The organism is Nonomuraea sp. NPDC049028 (assembly GCF_043197735.1).
In the GTDB taxonomy this organism is placed as follows: domain Bacteria; phylum Actinomycetota; class Actinomycetes; order Streptosporangiales; family Streptosporangiaceae; genus Nonomuraea.
Window position 1 is genome coordinate 73,974 of sequence record NZ_JBICTR010000016.1, and the last position, 23,553, is coordinate 97,526.

At 67.8% G+C, this 23,553-nt stretch carries 28 protein-coding genes and 1 pseudogene; 14 read left to right on the plus strand and 15 right to left on the minus strand.

Annotation, left to right across the window (positions count from 1 at the left end; translation table 11 throughout):
• Positions 1 to 106 precede the first annotated feature (106 nt).
• Complete coding sequence (locus ACGFJ2_RS49775; protein ID WP_393480677.1) at positions 107 to 1,276, minus strand: alpha/beta hydrolase family protein; 1,170 nt, start codon at positions 1,274 to 1,276, stop codon at positions 107 to 109.
• A gap of 99 nt (positions 1,277 to 1,375) precedes the next feature.
• On the opposite strand from ACGFJ2_RS49775, the gene ACGFJ2_RS49780 reads away from it, so the two are divergent.
• On the plus strand, positions 1,376 to 1,993 hold the full coding sequence (locus tag ACGFJ2_RS49780; RefSeq protein ID WP_393480680.1) for a TetR/AcrR family transcriptional regulator: 618 nt from the start codon (positions 1,376 to 1,378) through the stop codon (positions 1,991 to 1,993).
• Positions 1,994 to 2,043: 50 nt separating this feature from the next.
• Here the strand turns inward: ACGFJ2_RS49780 and ACGFJ2_RS49785 are convergent, their stop codons facing one another.
• A complete protein-coding gene (locus ACGFJ2_RS49785) occupies positions 2,044 to 2,772 on the minus strand; it encodes an AAA family ATPase (RefSeq protein WP_393480682.1) in 729 nt (242 codons plus the stop codon).
• Between the two features lie 38 nt (positions 2,773 to 2,810).
• On the opposite strand from ACGFJ2_RS49785, the gene ACGFJ2_RS49790 reads away from it, so the two are divergent.
• From ACGFJ2_RS49790 to ACGFJ2_RS49805, 4 genes and pseudogenes are all read left to right on the plus strand, one after another.
• Positions 2,811 to 3,134, plus strand: a complete 324-nt coding sequence (locus ACGFJ2_RS49790) for a hypothetical protein (protein ID WP_393480685.1) — start codon at positions 2,811 to 2,813, stop codon at positions 3,132 to 3,134.
• Positions 3,135 to 3,218: 84 nt separating this feature from the next.
• Complete coding sequence (locus tag ACGFJ2_RS49795) at positions 3,219 to 3,935, plus strand: NADPH-dependent F420 reductase (protein WP_357952813.1); 717 nt, start codon at positions 3,219 to 3,221, stop codon at positions 3,933 to 3,935.
• A 148-nt stretch (positions 3,936 to 4,083) separates the two neighbouring features.
• Positions 4,084 to 4,461, plus strand: a complete 378-nt coding sequence (locus ACGFJ2_RS49800; protein ID WP_357952812.1) for a MerR family transcriptional regulator — start codon at positions 4,084 to 4,086, stop codon at positions 4,459 to 4,461.
• 203 nt (positions 4,462 to 4,664) lie between these two features.
• Positions 4,665 to 5,060 (plus strand): annotated as a pseudogene (locus tag ACGFJ2_RS49805) (transposase family protein); the annotation flags it as partial.
• Positions 5,061 to 5,214: 154 nt separating this feature from the next.
• Here the strand turns inward: ACGFJ2_RS49805 and ACGFJ2_RS49810 are convergent.
• Positions 5,215 to 6,015: a UbiA family prenyltransferase gene (locus ACGFJ2_RS49810; protein ID WP_393480687.1), complete on the minus strand. Its 801-nt coding sequence runs from the start codon at positions 6,013 to 6,015 to the stop codon at positions 5,215 to 5,217.
• 440 nt (positions 6,016 to 6,455) lie between these two features.
• Here ACGFJ2_RS49810 and ACGFJ2_RS49815 point away from each other — a divergent pair, with 440 nt between their 5' ends.
• Positions 6,456 to 6,986, plus strand: a complete 531-nt coding sequence (locus tag ACGFJ2_RS49815; RefSeq protein WP_393481049.1) for a hypothetical protein — start codon at positions 6,456 to 6,458, stop codon at positions 6,984 to 6,986.
• Between the two features lie 136 nt (positions 6,987 to 7,122).
• On the opposite strand, the gene ACGFJ2_RS49820 is transcribed toward ACGFJ2_RS49815, so the two are convergent.
• Complete coding sequence (locus tag ACGFJ2_RS49820) at positions 7,123 to 7,338, minus strand: hypothetical protein (RefSeq protein ID WP_393480690.1); 216 nt, start codon at positions 7,336 to 7,338, stop codon at positions 7,123 to 7,125.
• A 71-nt stretch (positions 7,339 to 7,409) separates the two neighbouring features.
• Here ACGFJ2_RS49820 and ACGFJ2_RS49825 point away from each other — a divergent pair, with 71 nt between their 5' ends.
• Positions 7,410 to 7,613, plus strand: a complete 204-nt coding sequence (locus tag ACGFJ2_RS49825) for a hypothetical protein (protein ID WP_393480692.1) — start codon at positions 7,410 to 7,412, stop codon at positions 7,611 to 7,613.
• Here ACGFJ2_RS49825 and ACGFJ2_RS49830 read toward each other — a convergent pair.
• Positions 7,601 to 8,062: a hypothetical protein gene (locus tag ACGFJ2_RS49830; protein WP_393480694.1), complete on the minus strand. Its 462-nt coding sequence runs from the start codon at positions 8,060 to 8,062 to the stop codon at positions 7,601 to 7,603. The two genes, ACGFJ2_RS49825 and ACGFJ2_RS49830, sit on opposite strands and share 13 nt — an antisense overlap.
• A 195-nt stretch (positions 8,063 to 8,257) precedes the next feature.
• On the opposite strand from ACGFJ2_RS49830, the gene ACGFJ2_RS49835 reads away from it, so the two are divergent.
• On the plus strand, positions 8,258 to 9,163 hold the full coding sequence (locus tag ACGFJ2_RS49835) for a UTP--glucose-1-phosphate uridylyltransferase (RefSeq protein ID WP_393480697.1): 906 nt from the start codon (positions 8,258 to 8,260) through the stop codon (positions 9,161 to 9,163).
• 139 nt (positions 9,164 to 9,302) lie between these two features.
• On the opposite strand, the gene ACGFJ2_RS49840 is transcribed toward ACGFJ2_RS49835, so the two are convergent.
• On the minus strand, positions 9,303 to 10,271 hold the full coding sequence (locus ACGFJ2_RS49840) for a helix-turn-helix transcriptional regulator (RefSeq protein ID WP_393480699.1): 969 nt from the start codon (positions 10,269 to 10,271) through the stop codon (positions 9,303 to 9,305).
• 92 nt (positions 10,272 to 10,363) lie between these two features.
• Between ACGFJ2_RS49840 and ACGFJ2_RS49845 the strand changes: the two genes are divergently transcribed.
• The 3 genes from ACGFJ2_RS49845 to hemE all read left to right on the plus strand — a co-directional run bounded on the left by ACGFJ2_RS49845 (position 10,364) and on the right by hemE (position 13,668).
• Positions 10,364 to 11,347, plus strand: a complete 984-nt coding sequence (locus ACGFJ2_RS49845) for a zinc-binding dehydrogenase (RefSeq protein WP_393480702.1) — start codon at positions 10,364 to 10,366, stop codon at positions 11,345 to 11,347.
• Positions 11,344 to 12,447, plus strand: coding sequence for a winged helix DNA-binding domain-containing protein (locus ACGFJ2_RS49850; protein WP_393480704.1), 1,104 nt, complete (start codon positions 11,344 to 11,346; stop codon positions 12,445 to 12,447). Before ACGFJ2_RS49845 ends, ACGFJ2_RS49850 begins: the two co-directional genes overlap by 4 nt.
• Before the next feature lie 102 nt (positions 12,448 to 12,549).
• On the plus strand, positions 12,550 to 13,668 hold the full coding sequence (gene hemE, locus ACGFJ2_RS49855; protein WP_393480707.1) for a uroporphyrinogen decarboxylase: 1,119 nt from the start codon (positions 12,550 to 12,552) through the stop codon (positions 13,666 to 13,668).
• Between the two features lie 193 nt (positions 13,669 to 13,861).
• Here hemE and ACGFJ2_RS49860 read toward each other — a convergent pair whose 3' ends face one another.
• Positions 13,862 to 14,470, minus strand: a complete 609-nt coding sequence (locus tag ACGFJ2_RS49860; RefSeq protein ID WP_357952800.1) for an XRE family transcriptional regulator — start codon at positions 14,468 to 14,470, stop codon at positions 13,862 to 13,864.
• A gap of 112 nt (positions 14,471 to 14,582) precedes the next feature.
• Between ACGFJ2_RS49860 and ACGFJ2_RS49865 the strand changes: the two genes are divergently transcribed.
• Entirely contained in the window at positions 14,583 to 15,401 is an 819-nt protein-coding gene (locus ACGFJ2_RS49865; RefSeq protein ID WP_357952799.1) for an MBL fold metallo-hydrolase, read from the plus strand.
• 319 nt (positions 15,402 to 15,720) lie between these two features.
• Here ACGFJ2_RS49865 and ACGFJ2_RS49870 read toward each other — a convergent pair whose 3' ends face one another.
• Positions 15,721 to 15,942: a hypothetical protein gene (locus ACGFJ2_RS49870; RefSeq protein ID WP_357952798.1), complete on the minus strand. Its 222-nt coding sequence runs from the start codon at positions 15,940 to 15,942 to the stop codon at positions 15,721 to 15,723.
• A 57-nt stretch (positions 15,943 to 15,999) separates the two neighbouring features.
• The gene (locus tag ACGFJ2_RS49875) at positions 16,000 to 17,334 is read right to left on the minus strand and encodes an RNA-guided endonuclease InsQ/TnpB family protein (RefSeq protein WP_393481051.1); all 1,335 of its coding nucleotides are present in this window, start codon (positions 17,332 to 17,334) and stop codon (positions 16,000 to 16,002) included.
• Between the two features lie 66 nt (positions 17,335 to 17,400).
• On the opposite strand from ACGFJ2_RS49875, the gene tnpA reads away from it, so the two are divergent.
• Entirely contained in the window at positions 17,401 to 17,817 is a 417-nt protein-coding gene (gene tnpA, locus ACGFJ2_RS49880; protein WP_393480710.1) for an IS200/IS605 family transposase, read from the plus strand.
• Positions 17,818 to 18,116: 299 nt separating this feature from the next.
• Here tnpA and ACGFJ2_RS49885 read toward each other — a convergent pair whose 3' ends face one another.
• Positions 18,117 to 18,242, minus strand: a complete 126-nt coding sequence (locus ACGFJ2_RS49885) for a hypothetical protein (RefSeq protein WP_393480712.1) — start codon at positions 18,240 to 18,242, stop codon at positions 18,117 to 18,119.
• A 38-nt stretch (positions 18,243 to 18,280) separates the two neighbouring features.
• On the opposite strand from ACGFJ2_RS49885, the gene ACGFJ2_RS49890 reads away from it, so the two are divergent.
• Positions 18,281 to 19,171 carry an aminoglycoside phosphotransferase family protein gene (locus ACGFJ2_RS49890; protein ID WP_393480715.1) on the plus strand — a complete coding sequence of 297 codons (891 nt, stop codon included), beginning with the start codon at positions 18,281 to 18,283 and terminating at the stop codon, positions 19,169 to 19,171.
• 142 nt (positions 19,172 to 19,313) lie between these two features.
• Here ACGFJ2_RS49890 and ACGFJ2_RS49895 read toward each other — a convergent pair whose 3' ends face one another.
• The 5 genes from ACGFJ2_RS49895 to ACGFJ2_RS49915 form a co-directional block, all read right to left on the minus strand.
• Complete coding sequence (locus ACGFJ2_RS49895) at positions 19,314 to 19,769, minus strand: hypothetical protein (RefSeq protein WP_393480718.1); 456 nt, start codon at positions 19,767 to 19,769, stop codon at positions 19,314 to 19,316.
• A 219-nt stretch (positions 19,770 to 19,988) separates the two neighbouring features.
• On the minus strand, positions 19,989 to 20,990 hold the full coding sequence (locus ACGFJ2_RS49900) for a hypothetical protein (RefSeq protein ID WP_357952792.1): 1,002 nt from the start codon (positions 20,988 to 20,990) through the stop codon (positions 19,989 to 19,991).
• A gap of 505 nt (positions 20,991 to 21,495) precedes the next feature.
• Entirely contained in the window at positions 21,496 to 21,876 is a 381-nt protein-coding gene (locus ACGFJ2_RS49905) for a DUF5360 family protein (RefSeq protein WP_393480721.1), read from the minus strand.
• 7 nt (positions 21,877 to 21,883) lie between these two features.
• Positions 21,884 to 22,435, minus strand: coding sequence for a TetR/AcrR family transcriptional regulator (locus tag ACGFJ2_RS49910; RefSeq protein WP_393480723.1), 552 nt, complete (start codon positions 22,433 to 22,435; stop codon positions 21,884 to 21,886).
• Between the two features lie 415 nt (positions 22,436 to 22,850).
• A complete protein-coding gene (locus tag ACGFJ2_RS49915) occupies positions 22,851 to 23,111 on the minus strand; it encodes a hypothetical protein (RefSeq protein WP_357952789.1) in 261 nt (86 codons plus the stop codon).
• Positions 23,112 to 23,553: the final 442 nt, after the last annotated feature.

Here is a 23,553-nt window from a genome sequence, read left to right on the forward strand (position 1 = left end):
ATGGCGATCGTGCGAATGACGCCGGACACTAAGGGTGACCTACGGTCATGCCACCGGCCCTGACGGTCCCGGCCTCATGAAAGCGACTGCGGGCCGGCCTGCGAGGTCAGTCGGCGAGCAGGGTGTCGAGCCAGTCGAAGGTGCGCTGGTGGAACAGGGAGAGCGCGCCCTCGTGGCAGTGCTCGCCCGCGCCTTCGTCCTCGCGGAAGGAGATCAGCTCCTTCTGGCAGGTCAGCTCGTCGAGCAGGCGCTGCGGCTGCCCCTTGAAGAACTGGTCGTTCTCGGCGTCGAGGACGAGTGTCGGGCAGGTGATCTGGTCGGCGATACCCGCCATGGTGTACGCCTCGCTTGCCTTGACCAGTTCGTCGATGTCGGAGACACCGAAGGTCCACCGGCCGTTGCGGACCACCCATCGCACCATGGTGTTCTGCGCCATCAACGCCTCCATGCCGCCGGGCATCGAAGCGGCACGGCCGGCGGTCGCCGCGATGACCGCGTGGAAGTCGTAGACGCCGTCGTGCAGCACGCACGCGGCGACGCGGTGCTCGAAGGCGGCGGCCCTCGCGGCGAGGTAGCCGCCCAGGCTCGTACCGACAAGCACGAGTCGCTCGGCGTCCACCTCGGGCACGGTGAGCGCGAAGTCGACGGCGGGGGTGACCACGGCCTCCCAGTCCGGCCGGAAGTGCAGGCCCTGTTCGCGGACGGTGCTGCCCTGGCCGGGGCCGTCAAAGGCGATGACGTTGTAGCCGCGCCGCAGCGCGCCCGCGGCCAGTGCCAGGTAGTCCTCCTCGAGAGTGGAGTCGTACCCGCCGTGGTAGAGCAGGGTCGGGCGCGGGGTGCCCGAATCGTCGGTGAGGAACAGGTAGCCGGGAAGCGTGGTGTCCTCGTACGGGATGCGCAGGGCGCGGGCCGGAGTGTCGAGCAGGGCGGCCGCGTCGGCGAACGTCTGCTGGGAGGCCTTGGCGAGCCGCGCCGACTCGGCGTCGGCGGCGGGATTCTCGCGGCGGTAGAAGTCGGCGGTCCGGTAGTAGTTGGACGCGCGCAGCAGCGCCTCCCGGGCGCTGACTCGGTGACCGGCGGCCAGCGCGTCCCGACCGATGCGCTCGATGCGCGCCGCCGTCGCGGCCCACTGGGCCGACCAGGCCTCCTCGTCACCTTCCGGGATCTGCCGGCAGGTGACCAGGACCTCGCCGAGGTCGGCGCCGCTATAGGCGGCGTAGCCCGCGGCGCGCAGCGCCTCGAAGGAGAAGGACTCGTTGTCGTAGAGGAATTTCATCGTCGGCTCTTTCCGAAAACGGAACGGAACGGCAGCGTTCCATTATGCCGATAAGGTAACATATGGAACGACACCGTTCCGTTCGCTATGCTCGAGAGCATGACAGTGCAGCAGCAGAAGAAGGGCCAGCCGGCGACCGGCGGGGCGGTCCTGCGGCAGCGGGTGACCGAGGCGATCACCGAGGCAGCCCTCGCCGAACTCGCCGAGACCGGGTACGCGCGAATGTCGATGGAGTCGGTGGCCCGGCGCGCCGGCGTGGGCAAAGCCGCGCTCTACCGGCGCTGGCCCTCGAAGCAGGCGATGGTCACCGAGTTAATCCGTAGCAAGGTCACCGACGCGATCCCGCCCACACCGGCCACGGGTGCCCTGCGTACGGACCTGCGCGAGCTGCTCGCCACCTTCCGCGGCCAACTGGCCAATCCGCTACTCGCCCGGATCGCGGCCGGACTGCTCGCCGAGGCCAGGTACGACGACGCCCTGGCGGAAGGGCTCTACACCGGAGTGACCGCACCGCGGCGGGCGGCGGCGCGCGCGATACTGCAGGGCGCGATTGATCGCGGCGAACTCCCCCAAGGGCTGGATCTGGACCTCGGCACCGACCTGCTGATCGCACCGCTCGCATTCCGCGTACTGGTCATACAGGGCCGCAGCGACGATGAGTATCTGGAAACGCTGACCAACGCGATCGAGGCGGCGCTGAAAGCGGCCGTCCGCTGACCTCGCCGTTTCGGCTGGGGCGGAGTCAGCCAACAGCGAGGTTAAGCGTCTCAGTCCTGATCCAGGGCGTACCTCAGATAGAAATCGGGTTTGGCGAGGAATCGTCGCCAGTGGTCCACCAACTGGAGCTTTTCCCAGTCGGTGGTGCGGATACCGTGGTCACCGAGTTCGATGACCTGCGCCCCCGGAAGGCTGGTGAGAATCGGCGAGTGGGTGGCGCAGATGATCTGTCCGCCTTCGCCGGCGACGCGGTTCATGAGGGCTACCAGGCGCACGCATGACTGGAACGACAGGGCGGCTTCGGGTTCGTCCATGAGGTAGAGCCCCGGCCCCGACACCATCCGCTCAAGAACGGTGAAGAACCCTTCCCCATGGGATTGCTCCGTCAGGTCGTTCTCCCAGAATCCATACCGGCCAGACACGTTCTGCCCCAGGTTGAAGAGTGTTTCGGCGCGGAAGAAGAACGCCCGCCGCTTGAGGCGGGGACCGTGAAGCAGTCGCAGCCCCCTTGCGGTGAGGTCTGCGTCAAGGACCTCTCCCAAGGGGGTGGCGGGTCCGGTGCTGGCGTACTTGGTACCGGCCTTGCCGCCTTCCGAGTTGAGGCCGCAAACATCGGCGACCGCTTCCATGATGGTGGACTTTCCGGAGCCGTTCTCCCCGACGATGAAGGCCACAGGGGCGGCGAGCTCGAGACCTCGTTCCGCCAGGTGGCGAACAGGCGGCAGCGTCGCGGCCCAACCTGGTGGAAGGCTGCGGGCAGTTAGCTGGGTGAGCAACACGGCTGATGCCTTCCTGCGGGCTGGATCAGCCGGGCCGCGTGCGCGCGTACCGGACTGACAAGAGTTGGGTGGTCACCACTCCGGGCGGCACGATCGAGAATATGCGCCGCGGCAGCAGACCGCTGCGGCAGACGGCCGGTCTGGGCGTCGAGGACGTTCAGTACGGATATTTTGTGCTTATCGCCGCGGGGATGGCGGCGTGTGGTGCGACGTTCATGCCGGCCGGTCGCCGCCGGAGCGAAGCCAAGGACCCCCAGAAGCGCCGCGCACAGCGCATCCGCCTTTCCGCCATCGGCCCGGAAAGGATCATCGACCGCGCCGCTCCATCGCGCACCGCTGATTTGCCTCTGACATTGATGTGAGGTCTTAACGTGGCCCAGGGTGGCCGATACGTTCACGGGTGTATGGGCTCGGAGGAGGCCACGACGTAGAGGGAGGAATCGGCGATGTCGACTCTGGGAATCATCGGAAGCGGAAAGATCGGCTCGGCGGTCGCGCGGCTGGCGGTGGCGGCGGACATCGACGTGGTGATCGCCAACTCGCGTGGCCCGCAGAGCCTGGCTGCGCTGGTCGAGGAACTGGGGCCGCGAGCCACAGCAGGCACCGTGGAGCAAGCTGCCCGCGCTGGCGAGGCGACCTTGCTCAGCATCCCGCTGACCGCCTACGGTTCCGTGCCCGCCGAGCTGCTGCAGGGGCGGACCGTGCTGGACACCGGCAACTACTACCCCTTCCGCGACGGCCGGATCGCCGAACTCGACGCCGAGAAGGTGACCACGACCGAGCTGGCCCAGCAGCTCTTGCCCGGTGCCCTGCTGGTCAAGGCGTTCAACAACATCCTGGCCCACCACATCCCGCAGCTCGCCCGGCCCACCGGAGCCCCGGACCGCAGCGCCCTGCCCATCGCCGGCGACGACCCCGGCGCGAAGGCTCGGGCAGCGCAGCTGATCGAGCGGCTCGGCTTCGACACCGTCGACGCCGGAACTCTGAGCGAGAGCTGGCGTTTCGAGCCCGAGTCCGGCGCCTACACCCAGATCTACCTCGCCGACCCCGACGTACCGGTCGAGCGCATACTCCAGGCCCCCGCCGCGCCGCTGCCGGCCGACAAGCTTCGCGCCGCGTTGCAGGCGAGCCAGCGGGTGAGGGTCGCCGAACGCACCTTCTAAAGCTCACACCAAGGCCTCCTGTCTGGCGCGCCGTGGCGAAGCCGCCGGGTCATGCGGGCAACGTGAAACCACCTCCAGGGGCTCGTGGGGCACGCCGCTACGCTAAACCTGACATCGATGTGAGAGGCAATCCGGGATGGAGGTGGCCGTGCGGATCGGTGATCTCGCACAGCGGACCGGGGCCAGCGTGCGCTCCCTGCGCTACTACGAGGAGCAGGGCATGCTCGCCAGCCGGCGCAGTGCGAGCGGGCAGCGCCACTACGACGAGGACGCTGTGTGCCGCGTGCTCTTGATCAAACAGTTCTTCGCCGTCGGAATGACCGGCAAGGTCATCGCCGCGCTGCTGCCGCACGTCAAGGACTCCGGGGAGCGCTGCCCTCCGGCGGTACTACGCCAGCTCACCGCGGAGCGCGACCGCATCGACGCCCAGTCGGACGAGCTCGCCCGCACCCGGCAGACCCTGGACGCTCTGATCACGACCACGCAGGAGGCCATGCGTGGCGCCCCACCCATGAACCCCACCTGACCGGCATCCGATCAGGCCCGCCACCTTGCGAGGGCTGACCGGCCTTCATGTTTCACCCCGGCCACCGACAGTCGCTCCTAAATCGAACGGGGTGTGCTGACCGCCCCGGATGAGGCATGGGACGTGGCGGTCCGCCAGGCGGAGGTGATCGGCCCGCCGGCCGATCAGCCGCGGCCGGGGTTAGCGGCCGCGGACACGGCGGCGGCGCGATCGATGTGGGCAGCCGCTGCGTGATCGGCCTGATGGTCACGCTGGAGGCGCCCTCGGCGCTGTCGGCCGGGCTGTGCCTGGCACGCATGGTGTGCGACAAGCGGCCGTGGCTGGAGCGGCCCGGCCTGGAGGGGGTGGCCTGGCCCATGAGCGGCAAGCCGGACGAGATCTACGTGGACAACGCCGCCGAGTTCCGCAGCGAGGCGCTGCGCCGGGGCTGCGCGCAGCACGGCATCCCGCTGACGTACCGGCCGAAGGGCATGCCGCACTTCGGCGGCATCATCGAGCGGCTGATCGGCGCGATGATGCAGATGGTGCACGAACTGCCCGGCACCACCCTCTCCAACCCGGCCGAGCGCGGCAGCTACGACAGCCGCCGGGCCAGCAGCAGGGCGGTCGCCCGGCCGATGCCGCCGGACGCCCCGGTCACCAGTACCGGACCATGACGAGACGCACCTTCCATATGTGGGCCTTCCTCGCAGCCGCTCCCACGGGGGACGGGTCATCCCAGAACCAGCGGTCCGCTGACCAACCAGCACCAGGTCAGGCGTACAGCTGATAGGTGGCGGCGTCCTGCCGTGCCGTGCGCAGGACCGTCAGCCGCAGGGCGACCCACCAGCAGCCCCCGGCCAGGACTGCTGCCCACGCCCACCATCCGGCCGCGGCGACATCGCGGGTCAGCCACGCGGCCGCCACCGGCAGGGCCGCCAACGCGCAGGCGGCCACTAGCCGCACCGGCCACTGCCCCACCGCCATCGGCAGCGTCCGCCGCCCGCAACGCCGGTCGCCGGGCACGTCTCGCAGGTCCTCCACGAACCCCACCAGCCAGTACGCCGTCCCCGCGGCGACCCACGGCCAGGCGCGCGGGGTAAGGGGCCCGGCGATCTGCCAGCCGGCTGCCAGCAACGCCCACGCACCGACCACGATCGCCGGATTCTTCACATACCAATGGCGCATCAGCCCTCGGTAGGTTCGCAGACCCACCATCGCGAGCCACAACACCGTCCAGGCCAGGATTCCCATCAGCGCCCCGGCGAGCAGGAACGCCGCGACCGCCAACCCCCAGCGCACCCAGGCACCCCGCGCGGTCATCAACCCGGCGGGAATCGGCCTCCAGGGCTTGTTGACCTGGTCTTCGGCAACCCCGCTGGCCTGGTTGGACAGCGTGTGAACGCACAAAAACAGCCAGAAGTAGACCAAGGCCTTGGCCAGCACCCACGGCAGTTCCGCCAGGGGCAGCGCGTGCGCGCGCCACGCGGCGGCGGACGCCAGCACTCCTGGGATCACCGCGGCCGTCAGGTCGGTGACGTTGCACCGCCATGCCAGCACCACCTCTCGCCACACGCTCGCCTGCTGGAACTCGCCACGCCTGGCGGCACCTGCACTGGTACCCCAGCGTGGAGCACGCCCTCGCCGCCACGCGCGGAGCTACCGATGAGCCAACGGTCGCTCTCGCGTGGATCGTTCCATGCCAGCCGGTCGCAATGCGGCGTGGCCGGACCCGCAACAACGCTGATCACCTGCAGGACGACAATTGCGTAAAACCCATCCGTACGGGCGCAGCAAGGCGGCCGGGTGGACTGCCGCCCTGCCCCGGCGAGGTCGGTGGCATTTATCGTCTTCTCGTCTTCGTCAATCTCCGTTCCCCAATCTCGTCACGACCGATATGCGGCAGAGCCGACGGTGGATGAGGACAGGGTTGGTGCGCGAGAGAATCCACCCGCGGTAACGCCGCTACGCCTAGGGCGTGGTATCGGAAGTGTTCTAGGTTGGCTCAGGTGAGCATGCGGGGGTGGAACTATCGGTACGTGGGACCGGCCGATCTTAAGGCCGCGATCCGGCCTGGCAGCGGCGGCTGCCGGATCGGCTCTGCGGCTGATTTCGACAGCTGGGTCGCCGAGCGTTCCGCGGCGGAGCTGGTTGAGCCGTTCACCTTCGTGGTCGGCGCGGACGGCGTGCTTCGGCTGGCGCCGCGACGAAGCGAGCATGTGGCCTGTGCAGGCGGACGATCGGTCCTGAGCGCCGGCGAGATCAGCTTCACCCGCGAGGCAGGCAGATGGGTCGTGGGCGATGTCAGCAACCATTCAACCGGGTACTGCCCGGACGTTAACTCTTGGCCGTCGGTCGCCCAGGCTCTCGATTGTGTAGGGCTCGCACGTCCGTCCGGTTTCACGCACGAAGTGGTGTTCCGACGCTGTCCTGGGTGCCAGGAGCACAACATCGTGCGTGAGAGCGACTTCGTCTGTGTCTTCTGCGGCAGTGAACTGCCCGAGAAGTGGAACGTGGACCTGCTGATTGAGAGCGGTGGGTCCTAGCCGCTCGTTGGCGGTCCGTTACGAGGACGGTCGCCTCGTAGCTGGCCACGCGCGATGCCTCTTGAGGCAGTTGATGCCGCATTTCACAGCGTGCCGCTCGCGGTAGTCGACCGGGGCGAACTTCGGCGACCAGCCATCACTCCTCGGCCAGTGGCGGGCGCGGCTGGCGGTGGATCTCGCGCGAGCGCATGCGCAGCGTCGTCAGGTGGATCAGGCGGTGGTTTAGTTGCTGGAGGCGGAGAGCATCACGCCTGAGCGGATCCGTATCCATCGGGCCGTGCGGCAACTCGCGTCGGATCTGCGGTAGATGCGGGATCCGGCGTCGGCCGACCTGGCGCGCGGTGGTGCGCACAGCACGATCGCCACCTACGTTGACGCATCCCCAACGACGACACGGCCGCCGGCCAGAAAGAAGCATGAGCCGTGGACCGCGTCGTCGAGGGGTACATCGAAGGCGTCTACTATGCCGTGACCGTGGGCCAGTCCCGCCGGAACGCCACGGCGACGATCGGCACGGCATCGCGCTCCGTGCAAGCGTGCCGACCGCTGGAGTTTCACAACGGCCGGGCGCTGCCGCAGTCCGGACAGGGGTTGCGGCTCTCCCGGGTGGGTTTCTATGGATGGTAGAGCCAGAGCTCGACCCGGTAATCCGAGACTTCCCAGCAATATGCCTGGTAGCCGCTAGCGTTCCAGACCTTTCCCATCTCGATGCACTTGTTGCAGTTGTTGGTGCCAGTGAATGCCGTGCTGTAGTTGTACCACCATGGCGGCGGCGTCGGAGAACAACTGGCGAGCAGAGCGTTCTGCGGAGCGCTCGTTACCTGAGAAGAACTGGCGAAGGCCGACTCGCCGACGCCGGCACTGGCGGGGAACGTGCCAGCAAAAAATGCCAGTAACGTCATGAGGAACATCGTGACAAGCGCCTTGCGGATCATTTCTCTCCCCTCGATCTTGCGTTGCGGCAGGTTCTTGGTACCTATGCGTTCGATGCTGCCTCGCCAGGGTGAACACAGCCAGGACATCCGCCGGACATCCGCCGGGCATTGTCGTCCTGGGCCATTGCCGTAGGAATCCACAGAAAAAAGATGGGAGCGAGAGCAGAACTACGCCTCACCCAGATCCCTGGCCGTCCAGATCGCCGCCCGGGACATGTTCGGACTTGACCGGACCACGCTGGACGACGTGGACGACTACGAGCTGGAGAGCGTTGCTAGTGTCGGACCGTGTCGTGCTGGCCAGCGCGGTGTACCCGCTCAACGGAAAGAGACTTGATGCGACCGACGATCCGCAGGGCGGTGATCCCCGCTGCCGGACTCGGCTCCCGTCTCCTGCCGCTGACCAAGGCCATCCCCAAGGAGATGCTGCCGGTCGGCGACAAGCCGGTGATCGAGCACACCGTCCGTGAGCTGATCGCGTCCGGCATCACGGACATCACCATCGTCGTCTCCGGCGGGAAGTCTCTGATCCAGGACCACTTCCGGCCCAACCCCGCCCTGGTGCAGCAGCTGCGCGCCGACGGCAAGGGCGCCTACGCCGACGCTGTGGAGGAGGTCGCCGAGCTTTCCCGGCAAGGCCACATCACCTACCTCGACCAGCACGGCCCGTACGGCAACGGAACCCCGGTCCTGAACGCCGCGCACGGCATCGGCGACGAGCCGATGCTCGTCCTGTGGCCCGACGATGTATTCGTGGCCGAGGTGCCCCGCGCCCAGCAGCTGATTCGCGCCTATGAGGCGACCAGGTGCCCGGTGCTGGCCCTGATGCCGATCGACCGGCAGGACTCCGCACGGTACGGCGTGCCCGTCGTCCAGGAGAACCTCGAGCGCGGCCTGCTGCGGATCACCGGCCTGGTCGAGAAGCCCAAACCCGCCGACGCCCCCTCCGCCTACGCCGCCATCGGCGGCTACATCGTCACGCCCGCCATCATCGACGAACTGCGCGAGCAGACCAAGCGCTGGTACGAGCACCGCATCGGCGAGGTCTACCTGACCGATGCCATCAACGCCTGCGCCGGCAGCCACGTCGTATACGGGCAGGTCATCTCCGGCCGGTGGTACGACACCGGCAACCCAGCGGACTACCTCACCGCCCAGTTCGCCTCCGCCCTGGCACACCCCGAGTACGGGCCGCTCCTGCGCCGCCTCACCCGCGACCTCAGCGACAACCACCGCCCCTGATCCGCGCCCCCTGTCTGGAAATGGCGACGCCCCACAATCGTGAGGTCGCACCTGCCATCCATGCCGGGCCGGCCAAGCTCAACAAGCGCCGTGCAGGCGGAGCCTGCCTGGGTGGGGCGTCCGAGCGGAGTGAGGCCCTTCAGAGGTCGGGGCTTTGGCCCGAGCGGGTGGCCCGGATGAAGCGGGCGCCCCATTCCTGGACGTGCGCGGCGAATTCCGGCGGTCCCAGCACCTCGAACTCGGCGCCCACGTTGCCCAGGGCCTGGGTCGGCCAGTCGAGGGAGGTCGAGGTCATGGTGATCCGGCAGCGGTCCTGATCGAGCGGTTCGATGGTGCCCCATTGACCGACCGCCTGCCGTACCCGGGCCGCGGGGGCGTGGACGAGCGCCTGGACCGTGTACGGCGCCGGGGCTCCGCCGGCCGCCTGGACGAAGGCCGCGGCGTCCTCGGCCGGGAGCGGGCGTGGACGGAAGCGGGTGCCGGTCGCGGCCGGCTCGGTCAGCCGGTCGAGGCGGAAACTGCGCCAGTCGTGCCGGCCCAGGTCGTAGGCCACCAGGTACCAGCGTCCGCCGAGTGCGACCACGCGGTGCGGCTCGACCTCGCGCTCAGTGGGTGCCGAGCCCCTGGCCGTGTAGCCGAAGCGCAGCCGCTCCTCGTCCCGGCAGGCCTGGGCGACCGCGGTGAGCACCTCCGCCGCGACGATCGGCCCGGAGGCGGCGACGGCCAGGGTCATCGCCCGCAGGGCGTCCACCCTGGCCCGCAGCCGGGGCGGCAGGACCCGTACCACCTTGGTGAGTGCGCGCAGCGACGCCTCCTGCATACCGGCGATTCCGCTCTGCGCCGCGTCGCCGATGCCCACCGCCAGCGCCACCGCCTCCTCATCGTCGAGCAGCAGCGGCGGCAGCACGGCGCCGGGCGCCAGCTGGTAGCCGCCGTCGGTGCCCCGGGCCGCGCCGACCGGGTAGCCGAGCTCGCGCAGCCGGTCCACGTCGCGGCGAAGGGTCCGCTCGGAGACACCGAGCCGGTCGGCCAGTTCCAGACCGGGCCAGTGCCGGTGGCTCTGCAGCAGCGAGAGCAGTCGGAGGGTCCGTGAGCTGGTGTTCGCCATACCCCCATCCTTGCCCGACTTCCGGTCAAAAAGTGGCCGGAAGTCTTTCTAGAGTCGATCTCAACGGCAACGCCCGAGGTAAGGACAGACGAATGATCACCCGTGAGATCCAGCTGACCGCCCAGATCACCGGCGCCCCCACGCTCGGCCATTTCACCGTCGCCAAGACGGAGGTGGACGGCGAGGTCCTGGTGCGCACCGACCAGATCGGGCTCGCCGCGACCTATCTGGAGCTGATGCGGGCCGACTGCACCATCCCGGTCCCGGCCTGGCAGCCGGGGCAGCGGGTGGGCGTGGCGACCATCGGCACCGTGGTCCACTCCGACAGTTCCGAGCTCGCGGTTGGCGACCTGGTCCAGTCGATGACCGGCTGGAGCGAGTACTCGGCGGGCCCGGCCGCCCAGTACATGAAGCTTGATCCCGTCGCGGACCCCGGCTACTACCTCGGTCAGGGGCCGACGGCCTACTACGGGATGGCCGACGTGGCGGGCGTCGGCGAGGGCGACGTGGTGTTCGTCTCCGGCGCGGCGGGCGGGGTCGGCTCACTGGCCGGGCAGATCGCCAAGTGCCTCGGCGCGGCGCGGGTGATCGGCAGCGCCGGCAGCCCGGCCAAGGTCGACTATCTGGTGAACGAGCTCGGCTACGACGCCGCGTTCGACTATCACGACGGCTCGCCGGTCGAGCGGCTACGGGAGCTCGCGCCTGAGGGCATTTCGGTGTTCTTCGACGTCGTGGGGGGCGAGCAGTACCAGGCCGCGCTGCAGGCGGCCAGGCCCGGCGCCCGTTTCGCGCTGTGCGGCTCGCTGTCCAGCCAGCTCGGCGACGCGGCCGAACGCTTCCCCGCGCCCGACCATGCCGCGGCCCAGGCCAGCGGCATTCAGCTGCTGCCGTTCTCCTGCCACCACACCCCCGACCAGATCGCCGCCTGGCGGGAGCACTTCAGCGCCTGGCTGGGCGAGGGCCGCTTCGTCTATCCGCAGACGGTCATCAAGGGCGGGGTCGAAGACGTGCCGCAGGCGTTCTTGTCCCTGCTCCAGGGCTCCTACCGGGGCAATGTCTCGGTGCGGCTGTCATGAGAACTCTCTCGAGCAGGGCCCTGAACCGGGCCCTGCTGGGCCGCCAGTTCCTGCTGGCCCGCACCGATCACACCCCGCTGGAGGTGATCGGACGCCTGGTCGCGCTGCAGGCGCAAGAGCCGAACTGGCCCTACGTCGGGCTGTGGAGCAGGATCTGCGGCTTCACCCACGCCCAGCTCACCACACTGCTGCAGGACCGCAAGGTGGTCCGCTCCGGTCTGCTCCGCAGCACCCAGCACCTCGCCGCGGCCGACGACTTCCGCCGGCTGCGGCCGCTGCTGCAGCCCGTCCTCGACCGCACCGCCCGCTCGGCGTACTTCGCCCGCGACAACGCGGGCCTGGACACCGCCTCACTGGTCGCCACCGGGCTTGAGCTGCTGGCGGGCGAGACGACACCGCGAAAGGAACTGGCCCGGCGGCTGGCCGAACGCCACCCAGGCCGCGACGGGCGCGTCCTCGCCGGGGAAATCGAGCTCAGAACCCCCCTCATCCACAACCCGGCCGCCGGCACATGGGGGTCCTGGGGCACCCGATCGGCCGTCTCCGTCACGCCCGCCGAGACCTGGCTCGGCCGGCCCATGGCCCCGGCGACCGCCAAGGACCTCATCCGCCGCTATCTGGCAGCATTCGGCCCAGCCGGGATCATGGACGTACAGGCCTGGTCCGGGCTGACCCGCCTCGGCGAGATCGTCTCCGGCATGCGCGCCGAACTGCGCCACTACCGCGACCCCGACGGCAGGGAACTGATCGACGTCGCCGACGCGGAACTGCCCGACCCCGACACGCCCGCCCCCGTACGACTGCTGCCCGCCTTCGACAACGCCCTGCTCGGCCACGCCGACCGGACCCGCATCATCAGCCACGAGAACCGAAAGCGCGTGATGCCTGGTCAGGCACGAGTACAGCCCACCTTCCTGGTGGACGGCCACGTGCACGGAACCTGGTCCCTCCAAGGTGACACCCTGCTCCTCACGCCGTTCCGCCCGCTGTCCGCGATCGATCAGGCGGCCTTGGAACAGGAGACGAAGCGCCTGCTGCCGTTCGTGGGAGGCAAGAACGTCTCCTACAGCAGCCCGGCCGTCACCAGTCTGTCGATCTAGGTAGTGGGCGTAGATAGGGTGGTAGCGCACACCTTCACTTGTAGGGGCGCGTGTGCTGATCGGGCCGGTCGGGGCTCGCGTATCTGGGCAGGACGGAGGCGCGTGAGCGTCGATATGCGGGAAGAGTCGGACGTCGATCACGTGGCGGGCGAGGCGAGACCGAAGAAGCTGCTGTTGCGCGCGCTCGCGGGCGAGCGCACCGAGCGACCACCGATCTGGCTCATGCGGCAGGCCGGACGCTATCTGCCGGAGTACCACGACGTCCGCGAGGCTGCGGGCGGAATGGTGGGGCTGTGCAATTCGCCCGAGCATGCGGTCGAGGTCACCTTGCAACCGCTCCGCCGCTTCACGCTCGACGCCGCGATCCTGTTCGCGGATCTTCCCCAGATCGCGGCGGCGTTGGGGCAGACCTTGGAGTACCGGGTCGGTGACGGCCCCGTCCTCACGCCCCCGATCCGTTCGACTTCGGACATCACCGAGTTCTTGAGCGCCTCCCGCTTGCACGAAGAACTGGCCCCGATCTACGAGACCGTCAGACGACTCACTCGCGCGTTGCCTGACGAGATCACGTTGATCGGCTATGCCGGTGCGCCGTGGACGGTCGCGACTTACATGGTCGAAGGGCGCGGCGGTGGCAGCTCAGAGCACTCCATCGTCAAGCAGTGGGCGCTGAGCGATCCGGAGGGGTTCCAACCCCTGATCGACCTGCTCACGGCGGCCACCATCGAGTTCTTGGACCGTCAGATTCAGGCGGGTGCCGAAGCGATCCAACTCTTCGAGAGCTGGGCCGGAATACTCCCCGACCCGCTATTCCAGCGTTGGTGCGTCACGCCGGTCGCCGCCATCGTCGCGGCGCTGAAGGCGAAGCATCCGAGTGTTCCCATCATCGCCTTTCCGCGCGGCGCGGGGCTTGCCTACAACGGCTTCGCCGAGGCGACCGGCGTGGACTGCGTCGGGCTCGACTCGGCAGTGCCTGTGGAGTGGGCCGCGCGGAAGGTGCAGCAAGAACTCGGCCGGTGCGTGCAGGGCAACCTCGACCCTCAACTCCTGGTCGCGGGCGGGCCCGCACTCCACGCGGAAACAGACCGCATCCTGAACGCGCTCAGTGGTGGCCCGTTCGTGTTCAATCTCGGACACGGAATCGTCAAGACCACACCTCCCGAGCATGTGGCCGCTCTCGCCCAGCAGGTACGGTCCTGGTCCGCGGCTTTGACGCAGTAGAGAGCCTGAACGCGTCGGCTAGAAGGCAGCCAGTTGGCGAGCAGCGCCGGGCCAGTCGGTGCCTGGCCGCCGACGGTCAGCCGCATGGGTACCGACACGTCGCGGAGCTGCTCGCGAGTCGGCTTTTCCGGAGAATGCCGTGAGTGCGGCGATGCCCTAGCCGGCTTTGTCCAGGCCCGCAAGCTGCGGCCGATCAGGTTCTGCGCGAGATGACCATGATGTATTCGCAGGGAGCGTTCGTTCGGTTGGCGAAGCCGTGGTCCGCGTCGGCCTGGAAGAACAGGGAGTCGCCTGTGTTCAGAGTCTCGCTGATCCCGCCGATCGCGACGGTGAGGATGCCTTCGAGCACCACGAGTTGTTTCTCCGTACCCGGCGGATATGCGGGCAGCAGCCCGGTAGAGACCTGCGCGGGGAGGTAGTGGACGACCATCTCGGCTCCTCCCGCGCCCGGGGCCGCTGACACCATGTGCCGCTCGAAGCCGGTTTCCGGGTCACGGAAAACGGGGCGATCGTTCTTACGCATGACAATGGCCACACCAGACGCGGCAGCAGCCGGCGCACCGATCAGGTCCGAGAGCGACGCGTCGAGCGCGTGGGCGATCCTGGACGCGACGCCGATCGTCGGGCTCTTCTCACCGCGTTCGACCTTGGACAGCATCGCCCGGCTGACCGACGACTGTGTGGACAGCTGTTCCAGCGTCAGGCCCGCTTCCTCGCGGCGTCGCCGCACGTTACCGCCGAACGCGCCGGCCAGGTCGTCACCGTGCTGTGATTCGGGCGCGTTTCCGTCTTGCTCGACCACCGTGCTCCTTGATCGTTGGGTACCTCGCTGCCCACAGTGTAGGGTTTCTCCTAAAGAAGATAAGATCTTCTATCGGAGAGGCGCGATGTGCGCCCAACACGACGGAGGCTCCATGCGTTTGATCTCGAGTGGCCAGCTCCATGCCACGTTCGCATTCGGCGATCTGCAGGTGATCTCGTTGCGAGACGGGTACATCGACATGCCGCCGACACGGCTTCGCGACGAGGATGGGCGCACGCTCGATGAGCTGCCAGCCGCCGTTCCGCTGGCCGGCGACAACTTGCGGCTGTCGGTCAACGCCTTCTTCGTCACCGACGGCACACGGTCGGTTCTCATCGACACCGGCGCGTCCAACGCCTGGCACGACCCCACCATGGGATTGATCTACGACGCGCTCGACGAAGCGGGAATCGACCGCGCGCATGTCACCGATGTGGCCATCACCCACAAACACGAAGACCACGTGAGCGGCCTGATCGCGCCGGACGGTTCAGAGGCGTTCACCAAACTCGAGCGCGTGTGGATCGGCGCGGGCGACACCTCGGTGTTCACGGGGCGGCTCGAGCCGATCCGCGACCGGGTCGTACCCGTGTCGGAGAGGGTCGCGATCAACGACTGGATCACCGCGATCCCGACCCCAGGCCACACACCCGGTCACACCGTCTACGACGTCAGGAGCGGCACCGGCCACCTTCTCGCCTGGGGCGACACCGTTCACGTTCCCACGCTCCAATTCGATCAGCCGAACGTGTCCTGGGAGCTCGACGGCAACCAGTCGCAGGCCCGCGCCGCGCGAGCGGCCCTCCTCGAACAACTGACCCGACCACACCACTTCGTAGCCGGCGCCCACCTCGACTCACCCGGCATCGCCCGCGTAACCCCCTCCGGCGACGGTTATGCGCTGGAATACCTCGCACCACCGATCGGCTGATCGAGCCTGTCGGCTCCGGGCCGCGCCGGCCTCCTCGGAGGCCGGTCGACCGGATGCCGTCTGGCAAGGGGTTCGGCCTCAGCACGCTGCTATCCGCCTTGTTCATGGCCGCCGGCTCGGCCTCGAAGCGCTGTAAAACCTCGTTGGTGAAGACCAGCTCGCCGAGCCACCGCATGCGTTTGGCTTCGCCCAGGCGTTCGCGGGTGTCGTCTTCGCTCTGCGGCAGACGGGGACCCTGGGCCAGGTCGATCCGCAGCATCGGACAGCGGACACACGCTTCTTTGAACTTACGCTTTGAATGCTGATCGATTCCGGAGTATCAATGCTCGCGATTGAGTTCGTGGTAGGCGATCACTGTTTCAGACTTGATTTCCTGCAGGGTCCAGGGGTGGACGGAGTAGTCATCTGTTGCCACGCCTCCGTGCTCAAGCAGCAGCGCGACCATTTGGTGAACCTCTGCGGTGCCGTCGATCCGTCCGGAGATGTCGATCTGCACTGCCCAGGTGGGGTGGTGTCCGACCGCCGCTTCGAGGACCGCCACGTCCTCGGGAAGAGTTGACCTGCTCCCCGTTCTGAAGGGGCGGGGATTCCCGTGCCGCTATGCGGCAGCTCGTGCCGCTTGCGCGGCCCGTGCTGTGGAACGGGGTGCTTGACGTTTCGCGGACCCGGGTGGGTCTCCACGCCCTGAGACGACCAGCCAGGCCGCCTGTCCTTTGCTCTTGATGTTCCTCGCCCCGACGATGTCGGCGTGCTCGGTGTGCCCGCAAGAAGTGCAGGAGAAGATCGCTTGGCTCTTGCGGCTCTTCTCGTCCACCTTCCCGCACGCAGGTTCCGGGCACGTCTGGGACGTGTACGCGGGGTTGATCTTATGGATGACGCTGCCGGTGTAGCGGGCCTTGGAGCGGAGAGCGACTTCCAGCCCGTACCAGCCCTTGTCGAGAATCGCCTTGTTGAGTCCGGATTTCGCTGCCGCGCCGTTGCGCAGGAACCTGCCCGGCCGGTCGGGGTCGGGCTTGGGCTTGACGGCCGTGCTCATGCCCTTGGTGTTCAGGTCTTCGATGACCACGTGCCCGTAGGCGCGGGTGAGCCGGTGCGCGGCTTGGGCGTTGAAGTCAGCGCGCCGCCACCGCACTCGCCGCATGATCTCACTCATCGCGGCCCTGACCCTCTTGCGCCGCTTCGATCCCTTCTGCGTGCGGGCGAGTCGGCGTTGCAGCCGTAGATACCGTTCCGCCTGGCCGGGCGTGAGATACCCGAGGTCGCCCTGCCGGTCTTGTTTCGTCTCCCGTGGCAGCTGCAGGGAGGAGACACCGCCGGTTCGGGCGTGGCGGCGGTCGAAGAACTCCCCGTCCGAGGTCACGGCGGCGGTGACCACCCCCCGGTCCACGCCCACCCATCCAGGGCGGGCGTGTTCCTCACGCTCGGCGATCCCATCCTCGAGCAGGAAGCTGATGAACCAGTGCTTGCCGTCCCGGGACACGGTCGCGGACTTGACGCTTCCCCCGAGTGGGCGCGACATCCGAAACCGCGCCCACCCGAACTTGGGCAGGAAGACCCGTCCCCACTTGCGGGCGATCCGCTCCACCGGCAGGTGCTTGGCGGTGGGGAAGCGAAACGAGGGCCGCCACTTCGCCTTCGACTTCCAGTGCACTGTCCACGTGCCATGCTTGCGGCACGCCTGGTCCAGGTCTTTGAGGGTCTGCTGGATCACCTGGGCGGGGGCATCGGCGAGCCAGTCGCAGTACGGGTCCTTCTTCGCCTCGGCGAGCTGCCCGCACTGCTCGGCATAGGTGATCCACTGCCCGCGCCGCCGGTAATCCCGCCGTTGTTCGAGGCCGGTGTTCCACACGGCCCGGCAGATCCCACCCAGCCTTTCGGCGAACGCCCGCTGCCCGAAGTCGAACTCCAGGCGATACTTCCGGCCCGCCAACATGCGCAACACCCCCTCTCCCACAGGACGCTCACGTCTCACCGACTCGAAAACAATATCGTCTGGTCTATGAGTCAGGAAGTGGAATATCGACGAGGCAGACACGTGGTTTCCGCGATGCACGCCCATCTGGTCTTTGTCACCAAATATCGCAGAAACGCCTTCGACGACGCGATACTGCGCCGCTGCGAAGACATCATGATCGAGGTGTGCGACAGTTTCGAGGCCGAACTCCGCGAGTTCAACGGCGAACACGACCACGTCCACCTGCTCGTCCACTACCCGCCCAAGGTCGCGATCAGCAAACTCGTCAACTCGTTGAAGGGAGTCTCCTCGCACTACCTGCGCAAGGAGTTCACCGGCCGCATCAACCCCGCCATCATGCACGGCCCTTTCTGGTCACCCAGCTACCTCGCCGCCTCCTGCGGCGGAGCGCCCCTATCGATCATCAAGACGTACATCGAACAGCAACGCCACCCCACCTGAGGCTCCAAATCCGCACTCACCGCTCCGGGATGCCCCGCCTACGGCGGGCCATCCCCCAAAGGGGGGACCGCATTCATCCCCAGCCTGAAGGCCAAGGCTTTCTGCGGACCTTCGGTAACCGGTCTGCTCATCGTCGATGTCGATGTAGACCTTGCCGTTCAGCGTCCACGGTCCGCTCTGTTGAGGCAGGAGCTGATCAAGTGAGGCGACGGTCTCAGCTCGCTCACCGGCAGGGAAGACGAACACAGTGCGCATGGGGAGGAGCGTAGGCTGTGCGGGTTTGCGACGACCACGGATATTCAGGACTGGGTGCTGCGGCCCGTCGACGTGGTGGTGCGGATCGCGCTGTCGGCAAGAGTCGGTATACCCAGGTGGACCGCCGCCGAGCGCCGGGCAATGAGGTTGTCGAGCTGGGCAGGTTTCACCTCCCGCTCCGCCTGCCGCCTCAGTACTGTGACTTCGCATGACCGAGATCGAGATCACCGCAGACCTGGTCCGCGACCTGCTGCAGGAGCAACATCCAGACCTTGCGGGGCTGGCCATCCGTGAGGTGGTGGGCGGTTGGGGCAACCAGATGTGGCGCCTCGGGGACGAGTTGGCCGTGCGCATGCAGCGCATGAACCCCACCCCGGAGCACCAGCTCAAGGAGCGGCGGTGGCTACCCGTGCTGGCCCCGCGCCTGCCGCTCCCGGTGCCGACCCCGGTGCGGTTCGGCGAACCGTCCGAGCGCTTCCCCAAGCACTGGACCGTGATGACGTGGGTTCCCGGCGAGCCGCTGGACCACGGCTCGATCAGCCGCGGCGCCCACGCGGCCGACACGCTGGCGGGTTTCCTCCAGGCCCTCCATGTGGAGGCGCCCGCCGAGGCGCCGATCGCTACGGACCGCGGTGCCCATCCCAGGAACTGCACGGTCGGCTTCGAGAAGTCCCTCCAGGCCGTTGCCCTGGACGACATCGTTGCCGACGTCCGGGATGTCTGGGACGACGCCGCTGCGGCCCCGGCGTGGGAGGGCCCGCCGGTGTGGGTGCACGGCGATCTCCATCCCGCGAACGTCGTCGTCTCGGACGGAACGCTCTCGGGCATCATCGACTTCGGTGACCTGTTCGCCGGCGATCCGGCGTGGGACCTCGCCGCCGCCTGGGTGCTGCTACCTGCGGGCACGGCCGCACGGTTCTTCGACATGTACGGGCATGCGGACGAGGCGGCGATCCGGCGCGCCCGCGGGCTGGCCGCTATGAAGAGCCTCTTCCTGATGCTCATGGGGCAGAACGGAGATCGGGGCCTTCCCGGCGGCAAGCCGCACTGGGGACCTGCGGGCCGGGCGGCACTTGATCGTGTTCTGAAGGGCATTTGACGCACACTTCTTGCTCGGCCTCAGCGATGCGGGCGGTCAGGTTGTCGCGGATCTCCTCCGGCTGGCCGCGTTGGGCCGGCTCCAGCCGGAGAAGCGCGGCGAGGCCATGTCTCACCGGCTGGTCGGCGCCGCGGATCGGCACTCAGCTGGTCGAGGCCTCCACCGAGACGCATCGGTGCAGCACGAAGCCCGTCTTGCCGGCGGGACCGTTGATCCTGATCACCGGCCTGATGTTGGTCCTTCCAGGGCCCACGGTGATCAAGGCGAAGGTCGATCGAGTCTCGGCGAACTCCTGATGATTGGCGAAGTTGGCGGGTCCGAACGCCCCTTCCGACTTAAGGGAGTCGTTCAAACTGTAAGTGAGTCGCATCTCGGCACCCGCCTCAACGGAGACGTCCGCGGTGACCTCCACCTTTACTGTCGTCGTAGCCGGAACGTCGACGAAGACCGGGTTATCGAGGAGGCCCACGTACACGGCCGAACTCGCGGTAAGCGGGAAACCGCGGGGATCGCACATCGCCTGGCTGAGGGGAAGGGCGGCGGCCGGTCGGCTCAGCGCGAATGTCGTGATCGCCGCAGCCGCCCCGCAGGCGGCCACCGCAGCGAGGGCTGTGCGACGACGTGACGGTCGAGTCATGAACATCGTGGATCTTCCTCGATTCTATGGAACCGGCCCTCGATCCCGGGCCGGTGTGTCGCCGTACTCACTGCAAGGGCGTTCCATCCAGTTCCACAACGAGAAACGGCCGCACGGGACGAAGCGGAGGCCGAGATACCGCAAGGGCACATACTCCTGCGCCTGGAGCCCCGCTGGCTCCTAGAAGCATGGCAAGCTGTATCGGCGGTCTTCCACATGGTCGTAGATAGCGCGCAACCACGGCTCACGAGCCGCCGGTAGCCGCGCCAGCGTGTGGAGGAACACGCCTACATCAGGTCTGAAGGGCCTCCATGGCAGCCGTGGCGGCGGATCGTCGCGGCGGACAATGTCGGGCATCCCTGCCGCCGCGAGGGTAAGACGCCGATCGTCATTGAAGGCCATGTACGTCCACACGTCAGCCGCCAGCGGCACCACCGCTCCCGCGCCGCACGGCCACACCTCGCCGCTTTGCGGATGCCGCGGCACCAGGGCGATATCCGCGGTCACGCCGGACAGGCCAGGCCCGGCCAAGACGAGGTTCCGTGCCGACGGGCCTGCAGGGAGCAGCGTGTCGAGCGCCTTGCGAAAAGCCTCGGCGACCGGTCCGTCAGGGACGGCAATCCGCTGGCCGCCTGACAACGCCAACAGGTGTGCCAACGCCACCGCGACCGCTGCTTCCCACCGTGGGCTCCACCATCCGGGCTGCTCAACGGGCGGTGTGGCCGGATAGGCCGTCCGCAGCGCCTCCCAGCCGACCACCGTGCACGCGGGGCCATCGACGCAGACGGGTCGTACGGCACTCGGATCCAGCCACACCACCTGCCAGAACCCGCAGTCATCAATGCGGGTCGCCACCGCACGCCCGCACTCCACACACGCGAGGTTGGCGCCGTTCCGGCCGTCCAGGCCACAGCAGCAGCCATCACAGCGCTCTCGGATGAGGACGGTTCGTCGGACATCGCCGGGCGCGATCCCGATGATCCCCGAGGGTCCATACGGCAGGGAATACACCTGTAGGTACACGCCACCGGCTGCCGCCTCCTCCCAGACCCGCCATGGCGGGTCGGAGGCTTGGGAATGCACCGCGTACGTTCCGGGCTCCAGAAGTGCGGGGAGCAAGTCGTGGCCGTACTTCTGATCGGCGTGGTCGGGAAGCGCGACCCGCGACACCTTCGCGGTCAAAACGGCACCACACCCCGCGCATGCGAAAACGACCAAGTGCCCCTCTCATGTCTCAACGATTCGATAGCAGCCTCTGATCTGTGGTAGCCGAGGCATCAGCTGATCCAAGTGCATGGAGTCGCCGGAAACGACATCATTCCCGAACTCATGTGCCGACGACGGGTGAATCCTGGGTCTGGCAGGAATCCCGGAAATTAGCCAGAACCGGAGCACTTGGCCGTTGACATTCGGTTGGGCGCGGGTGTTGTGCCGACCGTCGATCGCCGCGTTCTGCTCACTCAGTGTGCCCGGCTCGGACCGGGACGCCCGCGCACGGGTCCCGGCAGGGTCCGTGCCGATAAGGCGTACGGCTCCCGTTCCCGCCGCGCCTACTTGCGCAGGAGCGGTATCACCTGCACGATCCCGGAGAAGACCGGACCGCCCAGCCGTAACGGTGGTGGGTCGGCGGCGTGCGCGCTTCGCCTGCGCGGGCACCGGAAGGCCGCGTCGGCTGAGGCCTGTAGCTCTATGAGGCGGTGAAGTGTGGTCGTGGCTGCGTCAGGCAGACGATCGCGGGGATCGGGAAGAGCATGAGGTAGAGGTTCGGCAGCCACCAGGCCAGTGAGAAGTCGCCGCGCAGGGTCCAGAACGCGATCGCCATCAAGCCGGACGCCATGGTGAGCACGAGCGAGACCAGCATCAGGCCTGGACCCGACCGCGACGCTCGGCGCAGGAGGTACAGGCTGGCCAGGCCGGTGGCGCTGGCCAGCAGGTCGATCCAGAGAAACGACCAGTTCCAGTCGGCCATTACCGGGTTGGTGTAGTCGGCGAACGCCCATTCGGGCGGGATCGCACCCAGCCCGGTGATGATGAAGTAGACGACGAATGCCAGATCCGTGAGCAGCATCAACGCTTTAGTGGCGCGTAGCACGGTCGATCGCCTCCATCAGGTAGCGCCTGGTGTGTTCGTGCAGTGCTGCGTCTGGTTCGCCGAGGCCGAGAAGCCTGGCCGCCCACCAGCCGTCGATGGCCAGCCGTACCGCCGTCGCCGCAGCCGGATCGATGCCGTCGTCGGTCAGTCTGGCCTGCCAAGCAGCGAACCGCTCTCTCAGCGGCGCCAAGCCTGCCGGGTCCACGAGCACCGCGGCCAGCAGTGCTGCGGTCACCCGGTCGGCCGAAGCGTTGGTCGCGGTGTGGTGTTCGGGGATCGTCGCGTTCAGGTAAGCGCGCAGGAAGTCGCCCGGCTCGGCGCCCACCTCGGCCAGTGCCTGGTCGAAGGCCTTGATCAGGCGGTCGACCATGGCGGCGACCAGTGCCTGCTTGGTGGGGAAGTGGTAGAACAAGCCGCCCTTGGACACGCCTGCCTGCCGGGCCACCGCTTCCAGCGTCAAGGCCTCGGCCCCCTTGGACAGCAGCACCTCGGCCGCGGCGTCGAGCAGTCGCTCTTTCGAACTGAGACGTGGCACAAAGGAAACTATACCGGCCAACCGGTACAGTTTGCTCGTGTTGAGGTGGCTGGCAGCGCCCATGGTGAGACCTGGGGCGCAGGGACTATTTCCTCACGTGCCGGTTCTCGAGCACTGCGCCATGCGATGACGTGTGTCACCGATCTCCACTGGTGAGGCGTCCGCGTGGGCGGCCTCGGCAGCCGATCGTCCAGCCGCCCCGCCTACGGTGAGCAACCGAGTTGGCATCGTTACGACGGCGCACGGCCCGCACAGTCTCGGTCTCGCCCACGGCGCCGGCGATACGGCCACCTGGTTGAGGAAGCCCAGCGTGGTGCACTCCCCCGAATGGCACCCGGACGAGCGCATCCCTGGCCCCTCGCCCCCGGGGAGGAACTCCCGCTCCGGCGTGGCCAGGAAGCCGTAGCGCGAGACGCTACTTGAGGATCTCGAGATGGTAGTCCGACTTCTTGTGCGACCAGTGCTCACCCGTCATTTTGCGGCACCGCCAACTCCCCTGCCACTGCTTGCCCTCGACCATGCACTTGTTGTAGCCCGCAGTGGTGAGCGGATAGGCCGCGACGTATTCCCAGACGTCGGCGCTGGCCGGAGCCGGTACGAACGCGCCGACGGCGGCCGCTGCCGACACCGCGACCGCCACATTCCTCACCTTGTTCCACATCCTGAAGTCACTCATCCTTTCTCGATTGCACAGAGAGCCTCGCAGCCGGGGCTTCTGTGTCTCTTCTCTGTTGCTTCCGGCCGAGTTCCGTTGCGCGGATTTCCGTCAGCTGTGCGGCGACGCGAGGGATCCTGGCCGTGACAAGCCCTCTTAGCGCGGGCCAGAGCCCTCATCCCCGCCTCCGCCTCCCGACTGAATCAAGCCGACGTCGCCTAAGAGCACCTGTCGCGAGCCCGTGAGATGGCGGCGCGGGTTGGCGAAGGGCGCAATGATGACAACACCGAGTTCGGACCGGCCAACGTCGCGCTGCATGAGGTGGCCGTGGCGGTGGAAGTGGGCGAGGCCGGTCACGCGCTGCGCGTCGGAGCCGCAGTAAACGCCTCGACGCTGTCGGCAGAGCGGCGGGCGCGGCTGGCCGTTGATCTGGCTCGCGCGCATGCGCAGCGTCGTCAGGTTG

What these genes read in the sequence shown, in the direction of transcription:
- ACGFJ2_RS49775 (WP_393480677.1), bottom strand. Translation starts at nt 1,276, where the DNA reads ATGAAATTCCTCTACGACAACGAGTCCTTCTCCTTCGAGGCGCTGCGC.
- ACGFJ2_RS49780 (WP_393480680.1), top strand. Translation starts at nt 1,376, where the DNA reads ATGACAGTGCAGCAGCAGAAGAAGGGCCAGCCGGCGACCGGCGGGGCG.
- ACGFJ2_RS49795 (WP_357952813.1), top strand. Translation starts at nt 3,219, where the DNA reads ATGTCGACTCTGGGAATCATCGGAAGCGGAAAGATCGGCTCGGCGGTC.
- ACGFJ2_RS49815 (WP_393481049.1), top strand. Translation starts at nt 6,456, where the DNA reads ATGCGGGGGTGGAACTATCGGTACGTGGGACCGGCCGATCTTAAGGCC.
- ACGFJ2_RS49835 (WP_393480697.1), top strand. Translation starts at nt 8,258, where the DNA reads ATGCGACCGACGATCCGCAGGGCGGTGATCCCCGCTGCCGGACTCGGC.
- ACGFJ2_RS49840 (WP_393480699.1), bottom strand. Translation starts at nt 10,271, where the DNA reads ATGGCGAACACCAGCTCACGGACCCTCCGACTGCTCTCGCTGCTGCAG.
- ACGFJ2_RS49845 (WP_393480702.1), top strand. Translation starts at nt 10,364, where the DNA reads ATGATCACCCGTGAGATCCAGCTGACCGCCCAGATCACCGGCGCCCCC.
- ACGFJ2_RS49850 (WP_393480704.1), top strand. Translation starts at nt 11,344, where the DNA reads ATGAGAACTCTCTCGAGCAGGGCCCTGAACCGGGCCCTGCTGGGCCGC.
- ACGFJ2_RS49865 (WP_357952799.1), top strand. Translation starts at nt 14,583, where the DNA reads ATGCGTTTGATCTCGAGTGGCCAGCTCCATGCCACGTTCGCATTCGGC.
- ACGFJ2_RS49875 (WP_393481051.1), bottom strand. Translation starts at nt 17,334, where the DNA reads ATGTTGGCGGGCCGGAAGTATCGCCTGGAGTTCGACTTCGGGCAGCGG.
- tnpA (WP_393480710.1), top strand. Translation starts at nt 17,401, where the DNA reads ATGAGTCAGGAAGTGGAATATCGACGAGGCAGACACGTGGTTTCCGCG.
- ACGFJ2_RS49890 (WP_393480715.1), top strand. Translation starts at nt 18,281, where the DNA reads ATGACCGAGATCGAGATCACCGCAGACCTGGTCCGCGACCTGCTGCAG.
- ACGFJ2_RS49905 (WP_393480721.1), bottom strand. Translation starts at nt 21,876, where the DNA reads ATGCTGCTCACGGATCTGGCATTCGTCGTCTACTTCATCATCACCGGG.
- ACGFJ2_RS49915 (WP_357952789.1), bottom strand. Translation starts at nt 23,111, where the DNA reads ATGAGTGACTTCAGGATGTGGAACAAGGTGAGGAATGTGGCGGTCGCG.